General features: G+C 58.7%; 5 protein-coding genes and 2 pseudogenes. 4 read left to right on the top strand and 3 right to left on the bottom strand.

What is annotated here, in order from left to right:
* Nucleotides 1-41 precede the first annotated feature (41 nt).
* Together TH25_RS14620 and TH25_RS14615 are read left to right on the top strand one after the other, a co-directional pair.
* Complete coding sequence (locus TH25_RS14620) at nt 42-1,037, top strand: tRNA dihydrouridine synthase (protein ID WP_114089100.1); 996 nt, start codon at nt 42-44, stop codon at nt 1,035-1,037.
* Nucleotides 1,038-1,059: 22 nt separating this feature from the next.
* On the top strand, nt 1,060-1,521 hold the full coding sequence (locus TH25_RS14615) for a GNAT family N-acetyltransferase (protein WP_114089099.1): 462 nt from the start codon (nt 1,060-1,062) through the stop codon (nt 1,519-1,521).
* A 101-nt stretch (nt 1,522-1,622) separates the two neighbouring features.
* On the opposite strand, the gene fdhA is transcribed toward TH25_RS14615, so the two are convergent.
* From fdhA to TH25_RS25710, 3 genes and pseudogenes are all read right to left on the bottom strand, one after another.
* On the bottom strand, nt 1,623-2,813 hold the full coding sequence (gene fdhA / locus TH25_RS14610) for a formaldehyde dehydrogenase, glutathione-independent (protein WP_114089195.1): 1,191 nt from the start codon (nt 2,811-2,813) through the stop codon (nt 1,623-1,625).
* 506 nt (nt 2,814-3,319) lie between these two features.
* Nucleotides 3,320-24,517 (bottom strand): M10 family metallopeptidase C-terminal domain-containing protein, encoded by a 21,198-nt coding sequence (locus tag TH25_RS25460; protein ID WP_404969425.1) that lies wholly within the window; start codon nt 24,515-24,517, stop codon nt 3,320-3,322.
* A gap of 36 nt (nt 24,518-24,553) precedes the next feature.
* A pseudogene (locus tag TH25_RS25710) lies at nt 24,554-25,222 on the bottom strand (calcium-binding protein); the annotation flags it as partial.
* Between the two features lie 211 nt (nt 25,223-25,433).
* Between TH25_RS25710 and TH25_RS25265 the strand changes: the two are divergent.
* Together TH25_RS25265 and TH25_RS25260 are read left to right on the top strand one after the other, a co-directional pair.
* A complete protein-coding gene (locus TH25_RS25265) occupies nt 25,434-25,634 on the top strand; it encodes a hypothetical protein (RefSeq protein ID WP_220151418.1) in 201 nt (66 codons plus the stop codon).
* A 12-nt stretch (nt 25,635-25,646) separates the two neighbouring features.
* Nucleotides 25,647-25,875 (top strand): annotated as a pseudogene (locus TH25_RS25260) (hypothetical protein); the annotation flags it as partial.

Below are 25,875 nucleotides of genomic sequence, written 5' to 3'. Positions count from 1 at the left end.
AACCTGATCGCGACACGACATCCGCTTAAGGGACACAAAAAATGACGCAATTGGTGCTGGCACCAATGGAAGGGCTTGTGGACTGGCGCGTTCGGCAATTGCTGAGTGCGGTGGGCGGCTTTGACCAATGCGTGACCGAATTTATCCGGGTGTCCCAAACCCTGTTCCCGGCACATGTCTTTTACCGGTATTGTCCCGAACTGCACCAGGGCGGCACAACCGCCAGCGGGCAACCGGTTCTGGTCCAGCTTATGGGCCATGATCCGCAGCTTTTGGGCGAAAATGCCGCCTTTGCCGTTGAACTGGGCGCACCGGGCATTGACATCAATTTTGGCTGTCCGTCCAAAACCGTGAATAAACGCGAAGCCGGTGCATCACTGTTAAAATGCCCGGAAAACCTGTTTAACATTATACGCGCGGTTCGCGCCGCCGTACCCGCGCATATCCCCGTCAGCGGTAAAATCCGCCTGGGTTATGCCGATAAAACCCTGTTTCTGGAAAATGCCCGTGCCGTCGAAGAAGGCGGTGCACAGCATTTAACCGTCCATGCACGCACCAAACTGGAAGGCTACAAGCCTCCCGCACACTGGGAATATCTGGCCCGCATCCGCGAAGTCCTTTCCATCCCCATGACCGCCAATGGCGAAATTTGGACCCTCGAGGATTATATCCGCTGTCGTAATATTTCCGGCTGCACCTCCTTTATGCTGGGGCGCGGGGCGATTGCCTGCCCGGACCTTGCCGCCCGCATCAAGGCCTTTGAAACCGGCGAAGCGCCGGTCAAACAAAGCTGGGCCGATGTTTTGGGCATTCTGCTGGCCTATATCGACCTTCTGGCCGCAGACGGCGCCACCGAAAACCACCAGGCCGGACGCATCAAACAATGGGTTTCGATGATGCGCAAAGGTCACAGCGCCGCCGCGACCTGCTTTGACGAAATCAAACGCATTCGCGATATTCATGACCTTCGCGCCAAACTGACCGAAGACCGTGACAAACCCGAAAACAGGCATCATGACAAGCTGATCGCAGCTTAACATCGCCGATAATTGAGCCACCATGTCTTTGCCAGCTCTCACCATCCGCCCCTATGAACCGCAGGATTGCGAACAGTTGCTCGAAATCTGGCTGGCCGCATCACGTCTGGGTCATGCTTTTTTGGGCGAAAGCACGTTGTTGGACCAATGCGCCATTGTACGTGATGTCTATTTGCCACAGGCGGAAAACCATGTGGCCCTATCGGGCCAAACCCCGGTTGGCTTCATCGGATTACTAGACTGTTTTATCGGCGGTCTTTTTGTCGATCCGGCCTTTCATGGCAAAAATATTGGCCGGTCACTGGTCGAACATGTCAGCCCGCTTAAACCGTGGCTGGAACTTGAAGTATACGCCGCCAATCCGCTGGCCGCGCCCTTTTATCGCAAGCTGGGATTTCGCGAAATATCGCGCCGCGCCAACGATGATGAAGGCCGCCCGTTTGAACTGATCCGGATGCGGCGGGACCACCCCCGAGAGACTTAACGCCACAGACTTAAGCCCAAAACAGGAAAATCCCCGCCAGTGTGACGGGGATTTTCGCTCGATAAACGGGTCAAACCCGGCAAATCCGGGCCTGGCCTGGCTTAGCTTGCCTTGGCCAGCATCCCGTGCGGGTCAAGCACGAATTTCTTGGCTGCCCCCTGATCAAAGCTTTCATAACCCTGTGCCGCATCTTCCAGCGAAATAATCTGGGCATTAACGATGTCGGCAATGTTCAGACGATCATGCAAAATCGCCTGCATCAGTTGACGGTTATATTTGATCACCGGGGTTTGCCCGGTATGGAAGGACTGCGCCTTTGCCCAGCCCAGACCAAAACGCAGCGACAGGCTGCCCTGCTTGGCCGCATCATCCACCGCACCGGGATCTTCCGTCACATACAGGCCGGGAATACCGATGGAACCCGCCGCACGGGTGATTTCCATCATCTGGTTTAGCACAATCGCGGGCTGTTCGCCGCCGCTATGACCCCGGGCTTCAAAACCAACGGCGTCAATGGCGCTGTCCACTTCGGGGCTGCCGGTGATTTCGGCAATCATTTCGCCCAAACGGTCGCTTTTCGACAGGTCAACCGCCTCAAAGCCCATATTGGACGCATGGGCCAGACGGTCCTTGTTAAAGTCGCCAACCATGACAACCGCCGCACCCAAAATACGGGCCGATGCCGCCGCCGCCAGGCCCACCGGGCCAGCACCGGCAACATAGACAATGGATCCAACGCCAACACCGGCCTGCACCGCACCATGAAAACCGGTCGGCAAAATGTCGGACAGCATGGTCAAATCACGGATTTTCGCCATCGCCTGATCCCGGTCGGGGAATTTCAGCAGGTTGAAATCGGCATAGGGCACCATCACATAGCGGGCCTGCCCGCCGATCCAGCCGCCCATATCGACATACCCGTAGGCCCCACCGGCACGCGCCGGATTCACCGTCAGGCACACACCGGTATCCTGCGATTTGCAGCACCGGCAGCGCCCGCACGCCACATTGAACGGCACGGAAACAATATCGCCAATTTCAAGCTGTTCGACGTCACTGCCTTTTTCAATGACCTCGCCGGTAATTTCGTGGCCCAGAACAAGTCCCGGTTCGGCCGTGGTACGCCCGCGCACCATGTGCTGGTCCGACCCGCAAATATTGGTGGAAATCACTTTCAGGATAACAGCATGGTCCAGCTTGCGCCCGTCCGGGGCGGCCATCACCGGGTCGTCAATGTTGCGGACCTCGACCTTGCCGGGTCCAACATAGACCACACCTCTGTTATTGCTCATCTGTTTCCTCCTCCGACTGAAATGCCCCTGATTTTCGGGGCTTTGGATTATTGAGTGTTCTGGCACTTTCACAGGCACGGCACGCAATTGACAAATCAGGTTTTCAGGCAGCTTGAAAAATACGGGGTCATCGACAATGAAAGATGCCTGAAAACCTGACGGGTCGACCACCAAAAGTCCATTTGGCAACTTGCCGTCAAACCTGGCTTGTGACTGCGCCGAAAGAAACCGGCCTTCCTCAAAGCCGGGCCAGAACGCCGTGGTCAATTTTTAAAACCGTATCAGAACGCACATGGGAAAAACCGGAACTTTGCGACATTTGCTTTGTAAATTTGCGCAAAAGGGCGATTATTTTTTCCGCAACACCATTTTGCGTTGCAGCAAATATTGACCGCATTCACGGGCCAGACTGGCCCGGTCAAACTGCATCACAGGCAAGGCAAAACGAAACCCGCAGATGCCAAACATCTGCGGGTTTCGTGTTTCAGGCCTGACGGTAAACCGCGCTAGCCGTGGAAATTGAAATCATCCGCTTTCAGGGTGTGATCCACGCCCATCAACGTGATCGAGGCATCGTGGCCCAGATCAATCACCAAATTCTGGCCGCTGGCATCAAGGTGCATGTCGGCTTCGATCTCGCTGAAACTGCTATAGTTCCATTCACTCAGATCAATAATGTCCTCGCCTTCGGTAAAATCGGTAATCACGTCATGGCCGGTCACATCACCTGCCACAAACTGGTCCCAGCCACTACCGCCACTTAGCGTATCATCGCCAAGGCCGCCATAGAGCGTATCATTCCCAGCACCACCGCTTAACACATCATCACCGGCATTGGACCAGATCACGTCATTGCCATTGCCACCATTGATCGTTACATCGCCATAACTTTCGTTCTGGCTGGTCAGATCAACAATGTCGTCGCCATCACCGGCATCAATCACCTCGATCCCGGAAATGCGCGGCGAAATACCCGGGTCACTTGTTGTATCGTCAAGGAACAGGACATCGTTACCATCGGTCATTTGCAGGGTATCGTGCCCGCTGCCACCTTCAAAGATGTCATTGGACTGGTTGTACCCTTCAAGATTGATTTTGTCGCCAGTGCCGCTGTCGCCCCCATTATCCTGATCGAAGAAATGGCTCCACCAGCCGCCATCGTGACTGTGGTCGTCATCGCCCGGCGCCCCGTCATTATGGGCATACCACCGGCTGTTCCACTGACCATCGGCATTATATTGCAACACATCATCGCCAGCGCCACCGTCAAGCAAATCCTGCCCGGCCCCACCCGAAAGCTGGTCATTGCCACTGCCGCCATGCAGGGTATCATTGCCTTCCCCGCCAATCAGCACGTCATTACCGGCATTGGACCACAAAATGTCATCGCCCGTGCCACCATCAATGGTGACATCGCCATAACTGTTGGTCGCACTGGTCAGATCAACAATGTCGTTGCCATTCCCGGCATTGATTACCTCGATGCCGGAAATACGCGGCGATGTTCCCGGTGCCGACATGTCATCATGCAGGATCAGCGCATCATTGCCCGACGACATCACCAGCGTGTCGTGGCCTTCACCGCCCTCGAAAATATCGTTGGACTGATGATAGCCCGCCAGATTGACCTGGTGGTTGCTGCCCGCTGCATTGGGGTCGCCCATGTCACGCACGACTTTGCCGTGACTCCAAACCGCATCATCATGATATTGCAGCACGTCATCACCGGCACCCGCATCAAGCTGGTCCTGGCCGCTGCCGCCCCACAAGGTGTCGCGGCCATCACCACCAAACAGATGGTCATCGCCCGACCCACCCCACAGGGTATCATTCCCGGCACCGCCCAGAAGGTCATCATTGCCGCCAGCGCCCGACAGCAAATCATCGCCATTCAGGCCCGAAAGCAGGTTCGCCCCGTCATCGCCAAACAGCGCGTCAGAGAAATTGGACCCGATCAGATCTTCGATCGAGCTCAGGAAGTCCTGACCAGCGCCGCCATTGGCCGTGTGAACCGACAAATCTGCCGCAACGGCAGCACTGGAATTGGCATAGCTTGCCGTATCCCGGCCCCATCCGCCATCAAGACGGTCATCTCCGGCCCCGCCCGTCAGGGTATCGTCGCCATTGCCGCCCCACAGGCGGTCATTGCCATCGCCACCATCAAGGACGTCGTTGCCATTATCGCCCATCAGGCTGTCATCACCGGCCCGACCATAAAGGGTATCATCGCCATCTTCACCCCAGAGGCGGTCATTATTGTCGCCACCATCCAGCAGGTCATGACCGGTACCGCCCTTGATGGAATCATCACCGGAACCGCCCAGGATGGTGTCGTTACCATCCTCGCCAAACAGGCGATCCTGGCCCTGGCCGCCTTCAAGGGTGTCATCCCCGGTGCCGCCCAACAGGCTGTCATCACCGTCATTGCCCAGCATCACGTCGTTACCATCGCCGCCATACAGGCGGTCCTGGCCGCTGCCTCCTTCAAGGTGATCATTGCCCTGATCGCCATACAGGCGGTCATCGCCGTCATCACCATAGAGCAGGTCATTGCCATCCATACCGCGCAGGGTATCCTGCCCGCCCAGGCCATAAACGGTATCGTCGCCGGCCAGGGCGGCAATGGAATCATTGTTGCTGGTGCCATACAGCACATCGCGATATTCGGTCGGTCCGGTGCTGCCGGTTACACCGTCAAAGTCGTCGGCTGACAGGTCGCCAAGGTTCAGCCCCTGAAGGGTTAAGGTGCCCTCGCCATTCAGGTCGATCACCACGTCATTGCCCACCTGCGACATATGACCGGCAAGATCATGCCATTCGGTAATGCCCATCGCCGCCAGCGAGATTTTATCCGCGCCAATGGTAAAGTCGGTCACAACCTTGTTGCCCGCATTATCACTGACAATAAAGGTATCGTTGCCCGCCCCGCCGGTCAGGGTATCATTGCCGGCACCACCATCGAGCGTATCATTGCCTTCATTGCCCAGCAGGGTGTCATTTCCGGCATCCCCCGACAGCGTATCATTGCCGTCACCGCCAGAAACAATGTCATCTCCGGTTCCGCCAGCAAGGGTGTCGTTGCCATTATCCCCCGACAGGGTATCGTTACCGGCCCCGCCAAAGATCACATCGTCATTGTCACCGCCCGCGGCCACATCGTCGCCATCGCCTGCCTCGACCCGGTCATTGCCGCCCGAGCCCAGAATGGTGTCATTCGCGGCCCCGCCAATCAGATGATCATCACCATCCTTGCCGTCGATATAATCCTGGCCACCTTCACCATCGATAATATCGTCCCCGGCACCACCAAACAGCGTGTCATTGCCATCACCGCCGGAAATAACATCTTCGCCATCTTCACCGTCGATCCAGTCATCACCCGAACCGCCATCAAGCACGTCGTCCTGATTGCCACCATAAATGGTGTCATCGCCCGAACCGCCGGAAATCTGGTCATTGCCGTCATTGCCAATCAGGGTGTCATCACCGGCACCGCCTTCGACAACGTCATTCCCGGCCAGCGCATCAATATAATCGCCCGCCGAGGTCCCGGACAGAACGTCATCATACGGTGTTGCACTGATAAAGCCGTCAACATCGGCGAAGGTATCCGCCGTTACATCGCGCAGCTGCACACCGCGCAGGGTCAGGGACCCGTTTTCACCCAGATCAATAACCAGATCACCATTTACCTCGGACAGGCGCGATGCCAGGTCCGACCATTCGGTAATGCCCACACCGACCAGCGAAACGCTGTCTTCACTGGTATTGAAATCGGTCACAACCTTGTGGCCGTCGGTACTGGTGACAACAACCTGGTCAGCCCCGGATCCGGTATTAAAGGTGTCATCACCCGCACCACCATCCAGGACGTCCTTGCCCGATCCTCCATTCAAAATATCGCGGCCATCGCCCCCAAACAGGGTGTCATTGCCATTTTCACCGTACAAAACATCGTCGCCAGCTCCGCCATAAACGGTATCGTCCCCGGCACCGACCCAAATGGTGTCATTGCCATTGCCGCCATCAATGGTATCGGCACTGACATCGGCTTCGATATTGTCGAAAACGTCATTGCCATCGCCCAGATCAACCACATTATCCTGGCTGTTGCCATAAATGTAATCATCATGGGCCGAGGCAATAACCCGTTCAATTCCCGACAGAATATCGCCAGCGGCATCACCACTCATGCCCTGGTTTTCCGCCCACGGATTTTGGGCATTGCCATCGGTTTCACCCAGATAAACCTCAACCCCCTGGGCCGACTGGCTGTAATCGACGGTATCAATACCATCACCACCCGTCAGGGTATCGGCCCCTTCACTGCCAATCAGCGTGTCGTTTCCGGCCCCGCCATCAACAATGTCATTCCCGGCACCACCGCTCAGGGTATCGGCACCGTCGCCGCCAGCAAGCCGGTCATTACCATCGCCACCGTCCAGGACATCATTGCCGTCCCCGCCCGACAGGGTATCGTCGCCAGTGCCACCGGAAAGCCGGTCATCACCTGCGCCGCCATCCAGCATGTCGTTGCCGGCATCGCCGGAAAGGACGTCATTATCCGCCCCACCCGAAAGACTGTCGGCACCGTCTCCGCCCCACAGCGTATCATTGCCTGCATCCCCCGAAAGGATGTCGGCCCCGTTATCGCCCTTGAGCGTATCATTTCCCGCACCACCGATCAGGGTATCGGCACCGTCCCCGCCAGTCAGCTGGTCGTTTCCGGCACCACCATCAATGCGGTTGTCCCCGGCATTGCCGGTCAGAATGTCGTTTTTCGACGAGCCAACAAGATCCTCGATCGAAACAAGCCGGTCGCTCTCGGACCCGATCTGTGCGTTGCCCGTGGCAAGGTTGGCAACCACACTGCCGGTTGATCCGCTGTAATCGGCGGTATCGCGGCCATCGCCACCGATCAGGGTGTCATTGCCTGCCCCGCCCGCAAGGGTATCGTTCCCGGCCCCGCCATCAAGGATGTTGGCCGATGCGTTCCCCGTTATCGTATCGTCAAAATCCGATCCGATAACATTTTCAACATATTGCAGGACGTCATTGCCCGCCCCGCCGGTGGCCGTATTGGCCGACAGATCCACATTCACGCCGGAAACGGCATCGTCATACAAAACGGTGTCGGTATCGCCGCCGCCATAGATGGTATCATCGCCCAGGCCGCCGCGCATGGTATCGGCACCGACACCGCCAATCAGGTAATCATTGCCCGATGCCCCGTCGAGCATATCCTTGCCCGACCCGCCATCAAGCGTATCATCCCCGGCACCGCCATAAAGGTTGTCATTGCCATTACCGCCCAAAAGCTTGTCATTCCCGGCATTGGCCCACAGGGTATCGTTGCCATTGCCCCCATCAATCATGACATCGCCATAAGAAAGATGGTCGCTGGTCAGATCGACCACATCATTGCCATCCCCGGCATAGATATTTTCGATCCCGTCAAGTTGCGCGCCCGCCGGGGTTTCGGTCAGGGCATCAAAACTGATGGAACGCACGAAATAATCGCTGCTGTCGCTGCCCTGGCTGCCATCGGCATAGGGTTCGGCGGCAAAGGAAAGGTAACGGAAGGCAATGGGATGACCACTGCCATCCAGCACCGAGATTTCCGCCGTACCCACATCGCCACTGGTGTAAGTGACGGTATCGCCATTCAAATCACCACTGGCAACAAGGTTGCCATCGGCATCAAAGGCCTGCCAGCTACCGGTTTCGCCGCCATGTTCCGACCGCATCATGTTGGAAACCTGCACGGTGGCACGAACGGAATCGACCCCCAGGTCAACAACGATGCTTTCGCTTTGTCCGCTCTGTCCATCATGATTGATCTGGCTGCCAGCCGGGCTTCCGCCGCTATTGCCAATGCCGTTTCCATCATAGGTAACGGTATCGGTCCCGGCGGCCAGGTTCAGCTTGCCGTTTTCATCCGTGACCGACACGCCAAAATCATAGGCATAAAGCCCCGCACCGGACCACGCCGTCTGCACCGCACTGGCACTGGCAGAACCCGTCAGGCCAAAGCTGCGGGTTTCGGTGGAACCATCGCCACCAAGGCCAAGTTTGGCCCCATCTAACACCAGCGCATCATTCCCGCCCGAAAGCTGCAGGGTATCGTTACCCTCTCCGCCGACAAAGCTGTCAGCCGTAATCGCGTGGTTGCCAATATCGGCCAGATCACCCGTGCCAGCGACACCCGGGCTGCCCTGGTTTTCGGTCGTCGTGCCCGATGCAGCCTGGTCATCGCCATTAAACTGCAAAACGTCATCGCCCGCACCGCCATCAACATGGTCGGTACCGGCCCCGCCACCCAGGGTATCGTTGCCATCGCCCCCGCTTACGGTATCGTCACCGCTGCCGCCCGCCAGGCTGTCATCACCGGCCCCACCGGCAAGGGTATCATCTCCGGCATCACCCGACAGGCTGTCATTGCCGTCACCGCCATCAAGCGTGTCATCCCCGGCCCCGCCCGAAAGCGTATCATTCCCGGCATCACCAGACAGCGTATCATCGCCGCCACCGCCCGAAAGGGTGTCGTTACCGTTCAGTCCGTCAATTTCATCATCACCCTCGCCACCGACAAGGGTATCGTCATAGTCCGTTGCCCCATCCGCGATATTGACAAAATCATCCGCCCCCAGGCTGCCAAGCGCAACACCCTGCAACAGGATGGTGCCACCCGCAGGCAGGTTGATGATGGTATTGCCATGCCCGTCATCGGCCATCTGTTCGCGCAATTGCGTCCAACTGACATAGCCACTGTCAGGCAGGGAAATGGTATCTTCGCCCGGCGTGAAGTCGGTAACAACGTCATGATCGGTGCCATCGGCAAAGCGGAAGGTATCGTTTCCGTCCCCACCGGTCAGGGTATCATTGCCCAATCCGCCATCGAGCAGGTCATCTCCCGCACCGCCAAACAGGGAATTGGCACCGGCACCGCCCAGAAGCGTATCATTCCCGGCACCACCAACCACATTTTCAAAGCCCGAAACCGTATCATTCCCGGTCGATCCGCTGCTGGCCTTGCCCGCGGCAAGGTCCACACTGACCGGGCCGATGGCGCGGCTCATATCCAGGGTATCGGTTCCGGCATCGCCATTGAGAATATCGTCACCGGCACCGGCATAAACCCAGTCATCCCCGGTTCCGGCATCAATGCTGTCATTGCCCGCCGCACCATCAAGCACGTCACTGCCGCTGCCGCCGATCAAATGGTCAGCCCCGGCCCCGCCGGTAATCACGTCATGTCCGGCCCCGCCATCCAGGCGGTTGCCATCATTATTCCCGGTCAGGAAGTCACGCCCGGCCCCGCCGGTAACATTCTCAATCCCGCTTAGGGTATCATTACCGGTCTCGTTCGAGGACGCAGTCCCATCGGCAAGGTTGACCACGGCGCCAGACTGCGCCTGGGACATATCCAGGGTATCAAACCCGCCATCACCCGACAGCACATCATCCCCGGCACCGGCGACCAGCGTGTCATTGCCAGCACCACCCGAAACAACGTCGTTGCCCGCGCCATCGGCAATAATATCAAGGCCATCGCCACCCGACAGGCTGTCATTGCCAGCCCCGCCTTCCAGGGTGTCATCGCCCGCACCGCCGATCAGAATGTCGTTGCCGTCACCACCGGCAAGGCTGTCATTGCCAAGGCCGCCATCAACGTTATCGTCGCCTGCACCACCCGCAAGGCGGTCATTCCCGGCCCCGCCGAAAACGGTATCGTTCCCGGCCCCGGCATGTACCGCATCATTGCCATCACCGCCGTCAATGGTATCGTTGCCCTGGTTGGTCCAAAGGGTATCGTTGCCCGTGCCGCCATCAACCGTGACATCGCCATAGCCAAATTTGGTTGACGTCAAATCCACAACGTCGTCACCCGCACCGGTATTGATAACTTCAACATCAACTATGCCCGGGGTACCCGTGCTGCCTGTGCTGTGATCATTATCAAGGATAATGGCATCCTTGCCCGATGTGCCCATCAGGGTATCAATGCCCGCGCCACCGTCAAAAACATCGTCGCTCAGGCCCGCATCCTTCAGGCTGGCAACCTCGCCGGTTCCGGCAACACCGGGGCTGCCAACATTGTTGGTGCTGTCCGCAGTTGTGCCGGTGTGATCATGCTCGAATTTCAGAACATCATCGCCATCACCGCCCGCAATGGTATCGCGGCCATCACCACCGCCCAGCGTGTCGTTACCATCACCACCCGCAACCGTGTCATCGCCACTGCCGCCATCAAGGGTGTCATCACCAGACCCACCGTCCAGTGTATCGGAACCATCGCCACCATCCAGGCTGTCATCTCCGGCACCGCCATCAAGGGTATCGTCACCGGCATCCCCGCCCAGGGTATCATTGCCGTCACCCCCGCTCAGGGTATCGTCGCCCGAACCGGCATCAATGGTGTCATCGCCGCTGCCACCGCCAAGGGTGTCATCCCCCTCGGTCGCGGTGTTTTCCACCCCGTCAAAGGCATCGGCATTCAAATCCGCCAAAGCCACACCGGTCAGCGTCACCGTCCCGCCCTGCGGCAGGGTGATCACGGCATCGCCATCGGCATTTTCACCCAGATAGGGCTGTAAACTCGTCCAGCTTGAAACATTCAGGTCCGGCAGGGAAATAACGTCTTCCCCAACGCTAAAGCCATTAACCACGTCATGGTCGGTGCCATCGGTAAAGACCAGCTTGTCGGCCCCGGCGCCACCATCAATCACATCATTGCCAGCCCCGGCCTCGATCACGTCATTACCGGCACCGCCCAGCAGGCTGTCATCCCCGGCCCCACCGGTCAGCGTATCGGCACCGTCTCCGCCCGAAAGCAGGTCATTGCCAACGCCACCGTCAAGCACGTCATCGCCAGCACCGCCATTCAGCGTATCGGCACCGTCTCCGCCCGAAAGCACATCATGACCTGCGCCACCGTCGAGCACATCATTTCCAGCACCACCCGAAAGCGTATCGTCACCGGCATCGCCGTTCAGGCTGTCATTGCCATCCCCGCCATCAAGCATATCATTGCCGTCACCACCTGATAGCGTATCATCCCCGGCCCCTCCCAACAGGGAATCATTGCCGTCGCCGCCATCCAGGCTGTCATTGCCAGTGCCGCCCTCAAGCGTGTCATCGCCCGCAGCCCCCAGCAGGGTATCGTTGCCTGCACCGCCCAGAACATGGTCATTGCCGTCGGCTGCATCAATGATGTTATCGCCATCCGATCCGGCAATGGAATCATCCCCGGACGCGCCAATGACATTTTCAAAACCGGAAATCGCATCGCTGCCGGTATGATCGCCAATGGCAATACCGGCCCCCAGATTAACACTGGCCTGCCCGGCCCCGGACATATCAAGGGTATCGCTGCCCTCACCACCGGCCAGCGTGTCATCGCCCGCACCCGCCATAACGGTATCGTTGCCGCTGCCAGCATCAATCACGTCATTACCGGCACCGCCGTCAATAACGTCATCGCCCGCCAGCCCGGCAAGGCTGTTGGTACCGGCATCCCCCGTAAGGGTGTCGTTCCCGTCCGAACCGGAAACATTTTCAATACCGGAAATCTGGTCCGTCCCGGTCGCAGCCGAGGACGCACTGCCCGACGCCAGATCCACCGTCGCACCATTGGCTGCGGCCATATCAAGGGTATCTGTCCCGGCCCCGCCCGCAAGCGTATCGTTGCCCGCACTGGCAACAAGGGTATCATTCCCTTCATCGCCATCGACAACATCATTCCCGGCCCCGCCATTTAGCGCATCATCACCCGTGCCCCCCAGCAGCGTATCATTCCCGGCATTGCCCCACAGGGTGTCATTGCCAGCGCCGCCATCAAGGGTGACATCGCCATAGGCATATTGGCCGCTGGTCAAATCAACCACGTCATTGCCATCGCCCGCGTCAATCACCTCGACATCGCGGATCGACGGGTCCGCCGTGCCATTGGCATGGTCCTGATCAAGAATAATCGCATCATCGCCCGATGTGCCCAAAAGGGTATCGTGACCGGCACCGCCATCCAGGCTGTCATCGCTCAGGCCCTTGCCCTCAAGGTCGGCAACGGCACCAGTTCCGGGCTGGCCGGGGCTGCCGGCATGGTCGGTCTGATCACCGGCCTGGCCAACATGGTCCGCGCCAAATTGCAACACGTCATCGCCATTCCCGCCCGAAAGCGTATCCGTCCCCGCGCCACCGCTCAGGGTGTCGGCATCATCGCCGCCATCAAGCACGTCATCACCCGTGCCACCATCCAGCGTATCATCCCCGGCCCCCCCGGCAACGGTGTCGTTTCCGCCACCGGCCGCAACCGTGTCATTACCACCAAGCGTGTCAAAATCATCGTCGCCATCGGTTCCGGTCAGGGTGTCGTCGCCCGGCGTACCGCTATTTTGCACACCCTCGAACTGGTCAGGGCCAAGCTGATCCAGGGGCACGCCCTGCAAGGTCACTGTCCCGCCCTGCGGCAGGGTAATCACCGCATCACCCGCATCATTACTGCCCAAAAGCGGCTGCAATTCCGTCCAGGTTGTAATGTTGCTATCGGGCAGGGAAATCACGTCTTCGCCCGGCGTAAAGTCGGTCACGATGTCATGATCGGTGCCATCGCCAAAAACAAATGTGTCCTTCCCGGCCCCGCCGGTAAGCACGTCATTCCCGGCCTCGCCGTCAAGAACGTCATTGCCATCGCCGCCCAACAGGCGGTCATCCCCGGCCCCGGCGGACAGGATGTCGTCGCCCGCACCACCATCAAGGGTGTTAACCCCGGCATCACCCGAAATCTGATCGGCACCGGCGGATCCGGTAACGTTTTCAAACCCGCTGATCTGATCCGACCCGGTCTGATCGCCATTTGCCGTCCCGGCGGCAAGGTCAACCGTTACGCCGCCCTGCGCATTGGAAAGGTCCAATGTGTCAATGCCATCGCCGCCTTCAAGGGTATCGTCACCGGCATCAATCGCCACCACGTCATCGCCGCTGCCAGCCATGACATGGTCATCACCCGCCCCGGCAGAAATGGTGTCATTGCCTGCCCCGGCATCAATGCTATTGGCATCATCACTGCCAGTAATGGTGTCATCCCCATCGGTGGCAATAACGTCTTCAAAGCCATCAATGCTGTCTGTCCCCGTGGCATCGGACGATGCCGTACCGGCGGCAAGGTCAATCTGTGCGCCGTGGGCATCGCCCATATCCAGGGTATCGCGGCCCTCACCACCCGAAAGCACATCATCTCCGGCACCAGCCCTGATCACGTCATTCCCGGCACCGCCGTCAATCACATCATTGCCGTTTCCGCCATCAAGCTGGTCATTGCCCTCGCCCCCCAAAAGGGTATCGGCATCCGCCCCGCCAAACAGGCTGTCATCACCAGCACCGCCGATCAGGGTATCGGCACCATCACCGCCCAGCAGCACGTCATTCCCGTCGCCACCCTCAAGCTGGTCATTGCCGCCATCGCCTGAAAGCGTATCAGCATCGGCACCACCCGAAAGGCTGTCATCGCCCGCCCCGCCAGACAGGGTATCAATGCCGTCACCACCGCGCAGCAGGTCGTCGCCATCGCCCCCGTCAAGCATGTCATTGCCATCATCCCCCGAAAGGGTATCGGCACCGGCACCGCCCGAAAGGCTGTCATCCCCCGCCCCGCCATGCAGCGTGTCATTTCCGGCATCACCGGCAAGCGTATCATTGCCTTCGCCGCCATCAATGCTGTCATCCCCGGCACCGCCGCGAATGGTATCATTGCCGGTCCCGCCCGAAATAACATCATCGCCATCATTGGCCCACAGCACGTCATCGCCTGCGCCGCCATCGATGGTGACATCGCCATAGCTGAATTTTTCACTGGTCAGGTCAACAACGTCATTGCCATCACCGGCCTGGATATTTTCAATATCGACAATCGATGGCTGATCCGCCCCGCCATTGGCATGGTCGCGATCCAGGATAATGGCATCGTCACCATCCCCCGCCACCAGGGTGTCGTTACCTTCCCCGCCAATAAAGCTGTCAGCCGACAGGTTTTTGCCGGAAATATCGGCAATTTCGCCCGTGCCCGCATGGGTCGGGCTGCCAACATTGTCTGTGCTGTCGCCCGCATCGGCAACGCTGTCACCTTCAAATTTCAGGACGTCATCACCCGCCCCGGCATCAATCAGGTCCGCCCCCAGGCCACCGGCCAGGGTATCGGCACCATCACGGCCAAACAGGCTGTCATCGCCCGCCCCACCGGTCAGCACGTTATCACCATTCGACCCGGCAAGGGTGTCATCCCCGGCACCACCGGTCAGACCTTCAATATCCGTCAGGGTATCATTGCCGTCTGCCGTATTGGCCGTGCCATCGGCCAGGTCGGCGACAACCGGCGTGCTATGGTCGCTATAATCGGCAATATCAAGGCCATCGCCACCCGTCAGCGTATCATCACCGCTACCGGCCTGAAGGGTGTCGTTTCCGGCACCGCCCAAAATGGTGTCGTTGCCTGCACCGCCCGAAAGCGTGTCATCCCCGGCACCACCGGAAATAACGTTATCCTGATCATTGCCGGTGATGGTGTCGTCAAAATCGGAGCCTTCGACATTTTCAAACCCGGAAAGGGTATCATTGCCCGCCGCACCACCAGCCGTCCCGGCCGCCAGATCGACTGTCACACCACCATTGGCATCCTCATAGGACACGGTATCATTGCCCAGGCCGCCAATCAGTGTATCGTCGCCGCCCGCACCCAGCACCGTATCATCCCCGGCACCGCCATCCAGAATATTGACGTTTTCATCGCCAACCAGAATGTCATTGCCCGCCCCACCGGTGGCATTTTCGATACTATCCAGAACGTCATTACCCGCCGCACCGCTTGCGGTGCCTGCCCCCAGGTCAACCGTAACCGGGTCTTTTTCGGCACTGTAATCGGCGGTATCGTTGCCTTCGCCACCGCGCAGGGTATCGTCGCCCGCGCCGCCGATCAGGGTATCATCGCCCGCACCGGCATTAATGACATCATCGCCATTTTTGCCATCGATAATGTCATCGCCAGCCAGCGCGTTGATTTCGTCATCAAGCTGGCTGCCATTCAGAACATCGTCAAATTCCGTCCCCTCGATGGTGACATAGCCGTAGAAATTGCCCGGCCCAAGGTCGTTAATATCAACGCCTTCAAGGGTCAGGGTTTCATCAGGGGAAAGGGAAATAACAACATTGCCCGACGCATCGGTAAACATGCGCTCCGACAAGTCTTCATAGGTTTCAATGCCATAGGCAGAAAGGTCGATTTTGTCATGTTCGGGGTCAAAATCGACAACATTGTCGCTGCCGCCACCAGGCTTAACGACAACCATATCATTGCCATCACCGGTAATGATCACATCATCGGATGCCCCGCCGATCAGGGTATCATCACCCGACCCGCCATCGAGCGTGGTCACACCATCGCTGCCAATCAGGGTATCGGCATAGTCGGTGCCGATCACATGTTCGATATTGCGAACAATGTCATTGCCCCCGGCACCGGTGGCATACTGGTTTTTCAGGTCAACAACAACCGGGCCATCCAGTTCGGAATAATCGGCCGTATCGTGGTCGCCTTCGCCACCATCAAGAATGTCGTCCCCGGCATCGCCGTAAATCCAGTCCTGCCCGTCATTGCCCTGCAGAACGTCATCACCGTCGCCACCGCGCAGGGTATCATTGCCCGCCCCGGCATTGATCGCATCGTCACCCGCACCACCCGCAATGGTGTCGTTACCGTCCCCGGCATTAATGTCATCCGCACCCGATCCGGCATCAATCACGTCATTGCCATCGCCGGTCGTAATGGCATCATTACCGCCCCCGGCCATGATGGTGTTATCCGCCGAGGAGCCCACAATCACATCATTGAAATCCGAACCAATAACATTTTCGATGCTGCCCAGCGTATCGCTGCCCTGGCCGGTCGCCGTACCTGCATTCAGGTCGGCATGTACACCCTGGCTGGCAGCCGAAAAATCGACCGTATCGCTGCCATCACCGCCCAAAAGGGTATCGTTGCCTTCGCCGCCTTCCAGCACATCATCGCCCGAAAGACCGCTTAAGACGTTATCGCCCGCATCGCCTTGCAGACTGTCGTCAAACACGGTGCCGGTAATGTTTTCAATGCCCTTCAGGGTGTCATTGCCGTCCCCGCCGGTAACGGTATTGTCTTGCAGGCTGGCCGAAATGCCCTTGCTTTCATTGGCATAATCGGCCGTGTCAATGCCGTCGCCCCCTTGCAGGTCGTCATCACCCGCACCACCGGCCAGGGTATCATTTCCCGCCCCGCCATCCAGGGTGTCATTGCCGCCGCCGCCAATAACGCGGTCATCGCCCTGGCCTGCCGAAACAGTATCATCCCCGTCGAGCGCATTGATCACATCGCTGCCATCGGTGCCGGTCAGGGTATCGACCTCATCGGTGCCAAGCTGAACGTCAACACCCTTGAAATTATCCACGCTCAGGCTGTCGGGATTGACATTCAAAAGCGTGATGCTGTCACGGCCATTCAGGCTGATGGTCAAATTCCCGTTGGCATCGGTGCCAAACATCGATTTAAGGGCATCAAACCCACCAATGTTAAAGGCCGTCAGGTCGATCACATCGCCGCCAACCTGGAAATCGGTGATCGTGTCGTTGCCATCACCCGGGTTAAAGACAACCGTGTCATTGCCCGCGCCAAGGGTCAGGCGGTCATCGCCGGTACCGGCGTCAAACCAGTCATCGCCCGCCCCGCCGATAAAGGTATCGCTGCCCGAACTGCCCAGGAAGCTGTCGGCATTATCCGTGCCTTCAACAATTTCGATATTGTCAAGCCGGTCCAGCCCGGCATCGCCGCCACTGACCGTCCCGGCGGACATATCCACCGTGACCGAGCCACCAACATTGCGATAGGACGCGGTATCAATCCCGGCCCCGCCATCAATCGTGTCATCACCGGCCCCGGCCATAATGACGTTGGCACCGGCATCACCGGTGATAATGTCGTTGCCATCCCCGGTGGTGATGTTTTCAATATTGGTGATGCTGTCGGTTTCACCGCCAATGGTCACGGTGCCTGCCGTCAGATCAACAACCTGATCCCCGCCCTGGGCCGATGTATCAAGCGTATCCACGCCTGATCCGCCATCCAGGGTATCAGTGCCCGCACCACCCGACAGGGTGTCATTCCCGGCACCGCCCAGCAGCACGTCGTTCCCGGCACCGCCTGACAATATATCATTGCCTGCCCCACCGCTCAGGACGTTATTGCCGCTATCACCGCTCAGTTCGTCGTCAAAGGCCGAACCATCGATATTTTCAACATTGATCAGACGGTCGGTATCGCCGCCACTGACCTGCCCGGTGGACAGGTCGGCTTTTACCCCTGCGGTTGCGGTGTCGTAACTGACCGTATCAATGCCATCGCCACCATCAAGGGTGTCGGCCCCGGCCCCGCCGCGCAAAAAGTCATCGCCCGCATCGCCAAACAGAACGTCATTCCCCGCCCCGCCCGAAAGGGTATCATTCCCGGCCCCAGCATGCAGGGTGTCGGCATTGGCGCTGCCGGTAAAGGTATCGGCATGGTCGGAACCAATAACTTCCTCGATCCCGCTAAAATGGTCCTGGCCGATATCGCCGCCGCTGGCCGTTGATGTATCCAGGTTGATATCCAGCCCGCCAGTGGCATCGCTGTAATCCAGCACATCGTGGCCCTGGCCACCGATATAGGAATCATCACCCGCTTCGCCCAGGAAGCGGTCATCCCCCGCCCCGCCATCCAGGATGTCATTGCCCGCACCACCGGTCAGCGTATCATTGCCGTCCCCGCCCGAAAGCAGGTTATTGGCGGCATTACCGGCCAAAACATCATCAAAACCAGAGCCGGTGACATTTTCAAAACCGGAAACAACGTCATTACCATCGGCACCGCTGGCGGTTCCTGCGGCCAGATCAACATTTACCGCACCATTGGCTGCACCGTAATCCAGGGTGTCGGTGCCGGCACCCCCTTCAAGAATATCGTCGCCAGCACCGCCCGATACGATATCATTCCCCGCCCCGGCATCGATGATATCGTTGCCTTCACCACCGAAAACGGTATCGTTCCCGCCCAGAGCATTAATGGTGTCATTCCCGGCACCACCCCGCATGATATTGGCCGCACTGGTACCCGAAAGCTGGTCATCAAAGGCGCTGCCAGTCACATTTTCAATGCTATCAAGGGTCTGGTTGCCAAAATCACCAGTGGCCGTGCCACCCGCCAGATCAACATTCACCCCGGAACCGACATTGCCATAATCAACCGTGTCATCGCCCGCGCCGCCCTGCAATACGTCATCGCCAGCACTGCCCAGCAGGGTGTCATTCCCCGCCCCGCCCGACAGGGTATTGGTGGCATCATTACCGCCCAGAATGTCATTCCCGGCAGATCCGACCAGGTTTTCAATATTGCTCAGGCTGTCGGTACCACTTGCCGTTACCCCCGTGCCCCGGGCAAGATCGGCAACAACACCATTACCCTGTTCGCCAGCATAGCTGACGGTATCAATGCCATCGCCACCATCAATCACGTCCGAACCGGCACCACCATCAAGCATGTCATTGCCGGCACCGCCCAGCAGGGTATCATTCCCCGCCCCGCCCGAAAGGGTATCATTGCCCTCAAGACCGCTTAGGATATTGGCCTGGTTGTCGCCCGTGATGGTATCGTTAAACCGGGATCCGCTGGCATTTTCAATCGACTCAAGGCTGTCGGTGCCCATGCCGGTCGCCGTGCCCTGCGCCAGGTTAATGGTCATCGCCCCGCTGGCATTGCCATAAGCAACCGTGTCGGTTCCCGACCCGCCCCGCAAGGTATCGTTGCCTTCGCTGCCAATGATGGTGTCATCACCATTATTGGCGGAAATCACGTTATCCACCGTGCTGCCAGCCAGAATATCGTTAAACTGGCTGCCGGAAATATCCTCGATATTCACCAGCGTGTCGTTGCCATCGGCCCCGGTTGCGGTCATGTTTTGCAGATCGACATTTACCGACCCGCCTGCCGCGCGGTAATCGGCCATATCCTTGCCGCTCCCGCCAAACAGGGTATCGTCGCCGCCTGCACCAGCCAGCGTATCGTCCCCGGCACCACCATCGAGAATATTGCTACCGCCATCGCCGCGCAAAATGTCGTTGCCATCCCCGGCAACCACATTTTCAATGCCGGTCAGGGTGTCGCTCCCTTCGGCACCGCTCGCCGTTCCCTGCGCCAGATCGACAGTTACATTCCCGTTGGCATCATCATAATGGGCGGTATCAATCCCGGCCCCCCCATCGATGAAATCGGTCCCGGCCCCGCCGGTCAGCTGGTCATTACCATCCCCGCCCAGCATGAAATCATCGCCATCAAGGCCGATCAGGGTGTCATTGCCTTCCAGGCCCGACATGGTGTCATTGCCAGACGTTCCAATCAGGATGTCATCACCCGATGTGCCGGAAATATCGTGAATGCCAACAAAATTGGTCGCCGAAATATCATCTAGCCCCACACCCTGCAGGGTCATGCTGGTGCCGTCACCCAGGTCAATCACCAGGTTGCCGTCACCATCGACGGTCATGTTTTCGCGCAGGCGGCCATAGGTATCGATATCCAGTTCACCCACATCGATACGGTCGGTTGCAACATTGAAATCGGTCACAACGTCGTGCCCGTCATTCGCCGCAACCTTATACAGGTCCGCCCCGGCCCCACCGGAAAGAGTGTCGTCCCCGGCACCACCGCGCAGGGTATCATCCCCGGCACCTGCCGAAATCACATTCATCCCGTCATCGCCGGTCAAAACGTCGCTTCCGTCCGACCCGGTAATATTCTCGATGCCGCTTAGGGTATCATTGCCATCGGCACCACTGGCCGTTCCGGCGGCAAGATCAACCGTAACCCCGTCATTGCCGGCATTTTCATAGCTGACGGTATCATTCCCCGCGCCACCCGAAATCGTATCATCGCCCTGTCCGCCCGACAGGGTATCGTCCCCTGCCCGGCCCTCAAGCACGTCATTCCCGGCACCACCCGACAGGATATTATTCTGGTCATCCCCGGCCAGCACATCGTCAAAATCCGACCCGGTCAGATTTTCGATATTACTGAGGTGATCGGTGCCATCACTCCCGGTGGCCTGGCCTGACACCAGGTCGGCATTTACACCACCCGTGGCATCATCAAACGTCACGGTATCATTGCCAGCACCACCATCGATGCTGTCATTGCCAGCACCACCACGCAGCAGGTCATCGCCCGCCCCGCCCGACAGGCTGTCATCCCCCGCCCCGCCCGACAGGGTGTCATTTCCGGCACCGCCTTCAAGCGTGTCGTTGCCCGTACCGCCATCCAGGCGGTCTGCACCGTCTCCCCCCGCAAGCATGTCATTACCGGCACCACCGGAAAGACTGTCATTCCCGGCATTGCCAAGCAGGGTATTGTCGGCATCATTGCCGATGATCGTATCAGCCAAAGACGACCCGTTCACATCCTCGATCGAGGTCAGCGTATCGGTTTCGCCCCCCTGCTGGGTCGCCGTACCGTCAGCCAGATTAACCGTAACACCGCGCCCGGACGCATAATCGACCATATCCTGTCCGGCACCACCATCCAGGCTGTCATTGCCTGCACCGCCCTCAAGCGTATCGTTGCCTGCACCCCCCAGAATAACGTCATCTCCACCACCACCGGAAATCACGTCATCCCCGGCCAGGCCATCAATCATTTCGGCAAAATCGGTACCGGTAAGGGCATCGGCATTTTCGGTAGCCCCCAGCGAGGCAATATCGTTGAAGTTTGCCGCACTTAGCGCATCGGGCGACACACCGGTCAGGGTCAGTTCCTGCCCATTCAGGCGAATAACCGCATCTCCGGCCTCGTTACTGCCAATCGCCAGACGCAAGGCTTCCCAGTTCGGCAGCGCAAAGCCCGACAGATCAATCATGTCCTCTGCCGGGTTAAAGTCGGTAATCGTGTCGTTGCCTTCATCCGGGCCGAACACAAACTGGTCGGCACCGCTGCCGCCGGTCAAAACGTCATTGCCCACCCCGCCTGCCAGCGTATCGGCCCCGGCACCACCCGTCAGGGTATCTGCCCCTTCAGCGCCCGACAGCGTATCATTCCCGGCCCCGCCTGACAGGATATTGGCCTGGTCATTCCCCTGCAAAATATCGTCGCCATTACCGGCGGTGACATTCTCAATGCCGCTGATGGTGTCATTGCCCGCGGCACCGGTGGCCGTTCCGGCCGCAAGGTCCACATTCACCGCACCATCCGCATCGCTGTAATCGGCGGTGTCACTGCCCGTGCCGCCGCGCAGCACGTCATCACCGGCCCCGCCATGCAGGGTATCATTGCCGGAATCGCCCGTCAGGGTATTGTCCCCGGCATCGCCCGACAGAATGTCATCAAACCTGGACCCTTCCAGGTTTTCGATGTTACTCAGGCTGTCATTGCCGTCGGCACCAGTGGCGGTACCATCTGCAAGGCTGGCATTTACGCCACCTGCCGCGTTACGATATGTCGCCGTGTCAGTACCATCGCCACCATCAATAATATCGTCTCCGGCACCACCGGAAATAACGTCATCGCCATCCCCCGCAGCAATGGTATCGGCACCATCATCCCCCGACAGGGAATCATTGCCCGCCCCACCATTGATGATGTCATTACCTTCGCCACCCGAAACATTATCGTTGCCGTCGCCAGCCGAAATCGTGTCATTTCCAGCATCGCCGCTGATCCGGTCAGTACCGGCACCACCGTCAATCACATCATTGCCGTCACCGCCGCTGATCGTGTCATTGCCATCGCCACCGATCAGGCTGTCATTCCCGGCAAAACCGTTAATCGTGTCGTCAGACGCCAGACCATCAATCACGTCGCTGCGATCGGTGCCGTTCAGAATATCGGCATCCGGTGTGCCTTCAAGCGAGCGGATACCGGCAAAATTCCGGTAAGTCAGGTCATCCGGGCTCACATTTTCCAGCGTAATAACACTATCACCGACGGTAATGGTGGCAAATCCATCGGCATTTTCGCCAATCATCGGCGCAACGTCGGAAAACAGCTCCAGCCCGTCCACCCCCTGAAGGTCCAGCACATCCTGGCTCGGGTCAAAATCGGTGATCCGGTCATTGCCGCTTTCAGCCGATACAACAAACGTATCGGATCCGGCCCCGCCCGAAAGCACGTCATCACCGGCACCGCCATCAAGGGTGTCATTGCCCGCCCCGGCGCGGATGGTGTCGCTGCCATCGCCGCCCGTCAGGGTATCAGCCCCGGCCGAGCCCTCATATTCTTCAAAACCCGAAAAACGGGTAACACTGTCCCCGACAGTCGCCGTGCCATCGCCAATATTCAGGCTCACGCCATCAACATCGTCAAAGGACAGGGTATCGCGTCCGCTGCCGCCTTCCAGCACATCCGAACCGGCACTGCCAAAAACCGTGTCATTTCCGGCACCGGCATCGATAGTGTTGGCCCCGCCATCGCCATGAATGATGTCATCGCCACTTCCGGCAATCACATTTTCAATGCCCGAAAGGGTATCATTCCCCTCGCCGGTGGCGGTTCCATTGGCAAGATTGATCGCCAAATCCGCAGTACTGGCCGAATAATCAACCGTATCCGTACCGGTTCCGCCCCGCAGGGTGTCGTCGCCACCCGCGCCGATCAGGGTGTCGTTACCAGCCCCGCCCGTAAGGACATTATCGCCCTCATTCCCGGCAATAATGTCATCGCCATTCGAGCCGGTCACATTTTCAATATTGGAAAGTGTCTGGTGGCCTGAAGCCAAATCAGCCTGACCTGCCGCCAGATCAACATTGACCGCTCCGTCGCCAGCATAGCTTACGGTGTCAAGACCCTCGCCACCATCCAGCACATCATTGCCGCCACCGCCCGAGAGCACATCATCGCCAGCCCCGGTCTGAATAACGTTATCCGCACCATCCCCGGCAACAATATCATTGCCGTTGCCTGTAATAATGTTTTCAATGCCGCTCAGGCGGTCCACCTCGCCCGTGCCACTATCTGTGGCTGTGCCGTTCTTCAAATCAACATTCTGGGCCGCGTCACGGGCGCTTAAATCCAGCGTATCCCTCCCGCTGCCACCCATATAGGTGTCGTTACCGGACTCACCAAAAAAGGTGTCATTCCCGGCACCACCATCGAGCACATCATCGCCGCCAGCCCCGGTGATTACATCATCACCAGCACCACCCTGAAGCTGGTTAACACCATCATCCCCAGAAAGGGTGTCATCAAAATCCGAGCCGATGACGTTTTCAATGCGGTCCAGCACATCATTGCCCGCCGCACCGGTTGCAGTACCTGCGGCCAGGTCAACCTGAACACTGCCCGACGCATCGGAATAATCAACCGTATCCGTGCCTTCTTCGCCGCGCAGGGTATCGTCACCCACGCCGCCACTTAAGGTATCGTCACCATCTCCGCCCGACAGCACGTCATTGCCTTCGCCGCCATGCAGGGTATCATCGCCTTCAAAACCGTAAATGGCATCATCACCGCCGGTCCCCGCGACCGTATCATCGGCTTCATCGGCAAAAATACGACCAAAGCCACGGAAACTGTCCTGGTTCAGGCTGGATGACTCAACATTTTGCAGCGTCAGCGTGCCGTCATCGCCAAAATCGATCACGGTATTGCCATTGCCATCATCCTGCATCATGCCTTGCAGGGTGGCAAAATCCGGCACCGCCAGGCGCGACAGGTCAATAATATCGGCACCGACTTCAAAATCCGTCACCGTATCATTGCCAAACCCTTCGGTCAGTTGAATGTCATCCACCCCGGCCCCACCGGTCAGGGTGTCATCCCCGGCCCCACCGGTCAGGGTATCAATGCCCTCCCCGCCCGACAGCACGTTATTGCCATCATCGCCGGTCAAATGGTCATCAAAGGCGGAACCCTGAACATTTTCCACCATCTGGACAATGTCATTGCCCGCCCCGCCAATCGCGGTTTCATGGGCCAGGTCCACGCGCACACCGGAAACCGCGTCGCTGTAATCAGCCGTATCCGTCCCTTCACCGCCCTGAAGCTGGTCATCGCCCAGGCCGCCACGCAAATAGTCATCACCTGCGCCGCCCTGAACAACATCATTGCCAGTACCGCCAATCAGGCTGTCATTGCCAGCCCCGCCCTGAACGATGTCATTGCCCGCACCACCATCAAGCGAATCATCGCCATTGCCGCCCTGCAACACATCGTCGCCGCTTCCGCCAGCGGCCGTATCATTTCCGTCCCCACCCTGGAGAATGTCGTTGCCATCCCCCCCATCGAGAACATCGTCCCCATCGCCACCCTGGAGGGTATCATCCCCGCCTGCCCCGGCAAGAGTATCCGCCCCGGTGCTGCCATGCACAACATCGCGCCCGCTGGTCGGCTCATTATCGCTTTTTGTCGAACCATCTGGGCCATCGGAACCCTCTTCTGACGGCGTATCTCCGCCAGTGTCCTGCCCGGTCCCGGCATCGCCTGACTCAGTGTCAGACGTTTCATCACCGCCACTGCCCGACGTGTCCCCCGAGCCATCCGTACTGCCGCTATCCGAACCGGCACCTTTATTGTCGGAACCACTATTGTCGCTGCTGCCAGAGCCGGTGTCGCTACCGCCAGCATCGCCCGAAGCATCATCGCCGGAACCGGTTTCACCCCCGCTCGTGCCGGCCCCCGTGGTATCTTCCCCCGAAGACCCACTGGTCGCGTCACTGCCGGACTTACCCGATGCCGTACCCTCACCGTCGCCAGACGACGCATCACCGCCACTGCCAGACGTGTAACCCGATCCATCCGTGCTGCCGCTATCCGAACCGGCACTGTTATTATCTGAACTGCTATTGTCGCTGCTGCCAGAACCGGTTTCAGTACCGCCAGTATCTCCCGAAGCATCATCACCGGAACCGGCTTCATCGCCACTCGTGCCAGCCCCCGTGGTGTCTTCCCCCGAAGACCCACTGGTCGCGTCACTACCGGACTCACCCGATGCCGCCCCGTCACCATCGCCAGACGACGCATCACCGC

Source organism: Thalassospira profundimaris, assembly GCF_003326755.1.
GTDB lineage: Bacteria > Pseudomonadota > Alphaproteobacteria > Rhodospirillales > Thalassospiraceae > Thalassospira > Thalassospira profundimaris_B.
The sequence above is the reverse complement of the archived record's forward strand: the minus strand, read 5'-3'. Positions and strand labels throughout refer to the sequence as shown.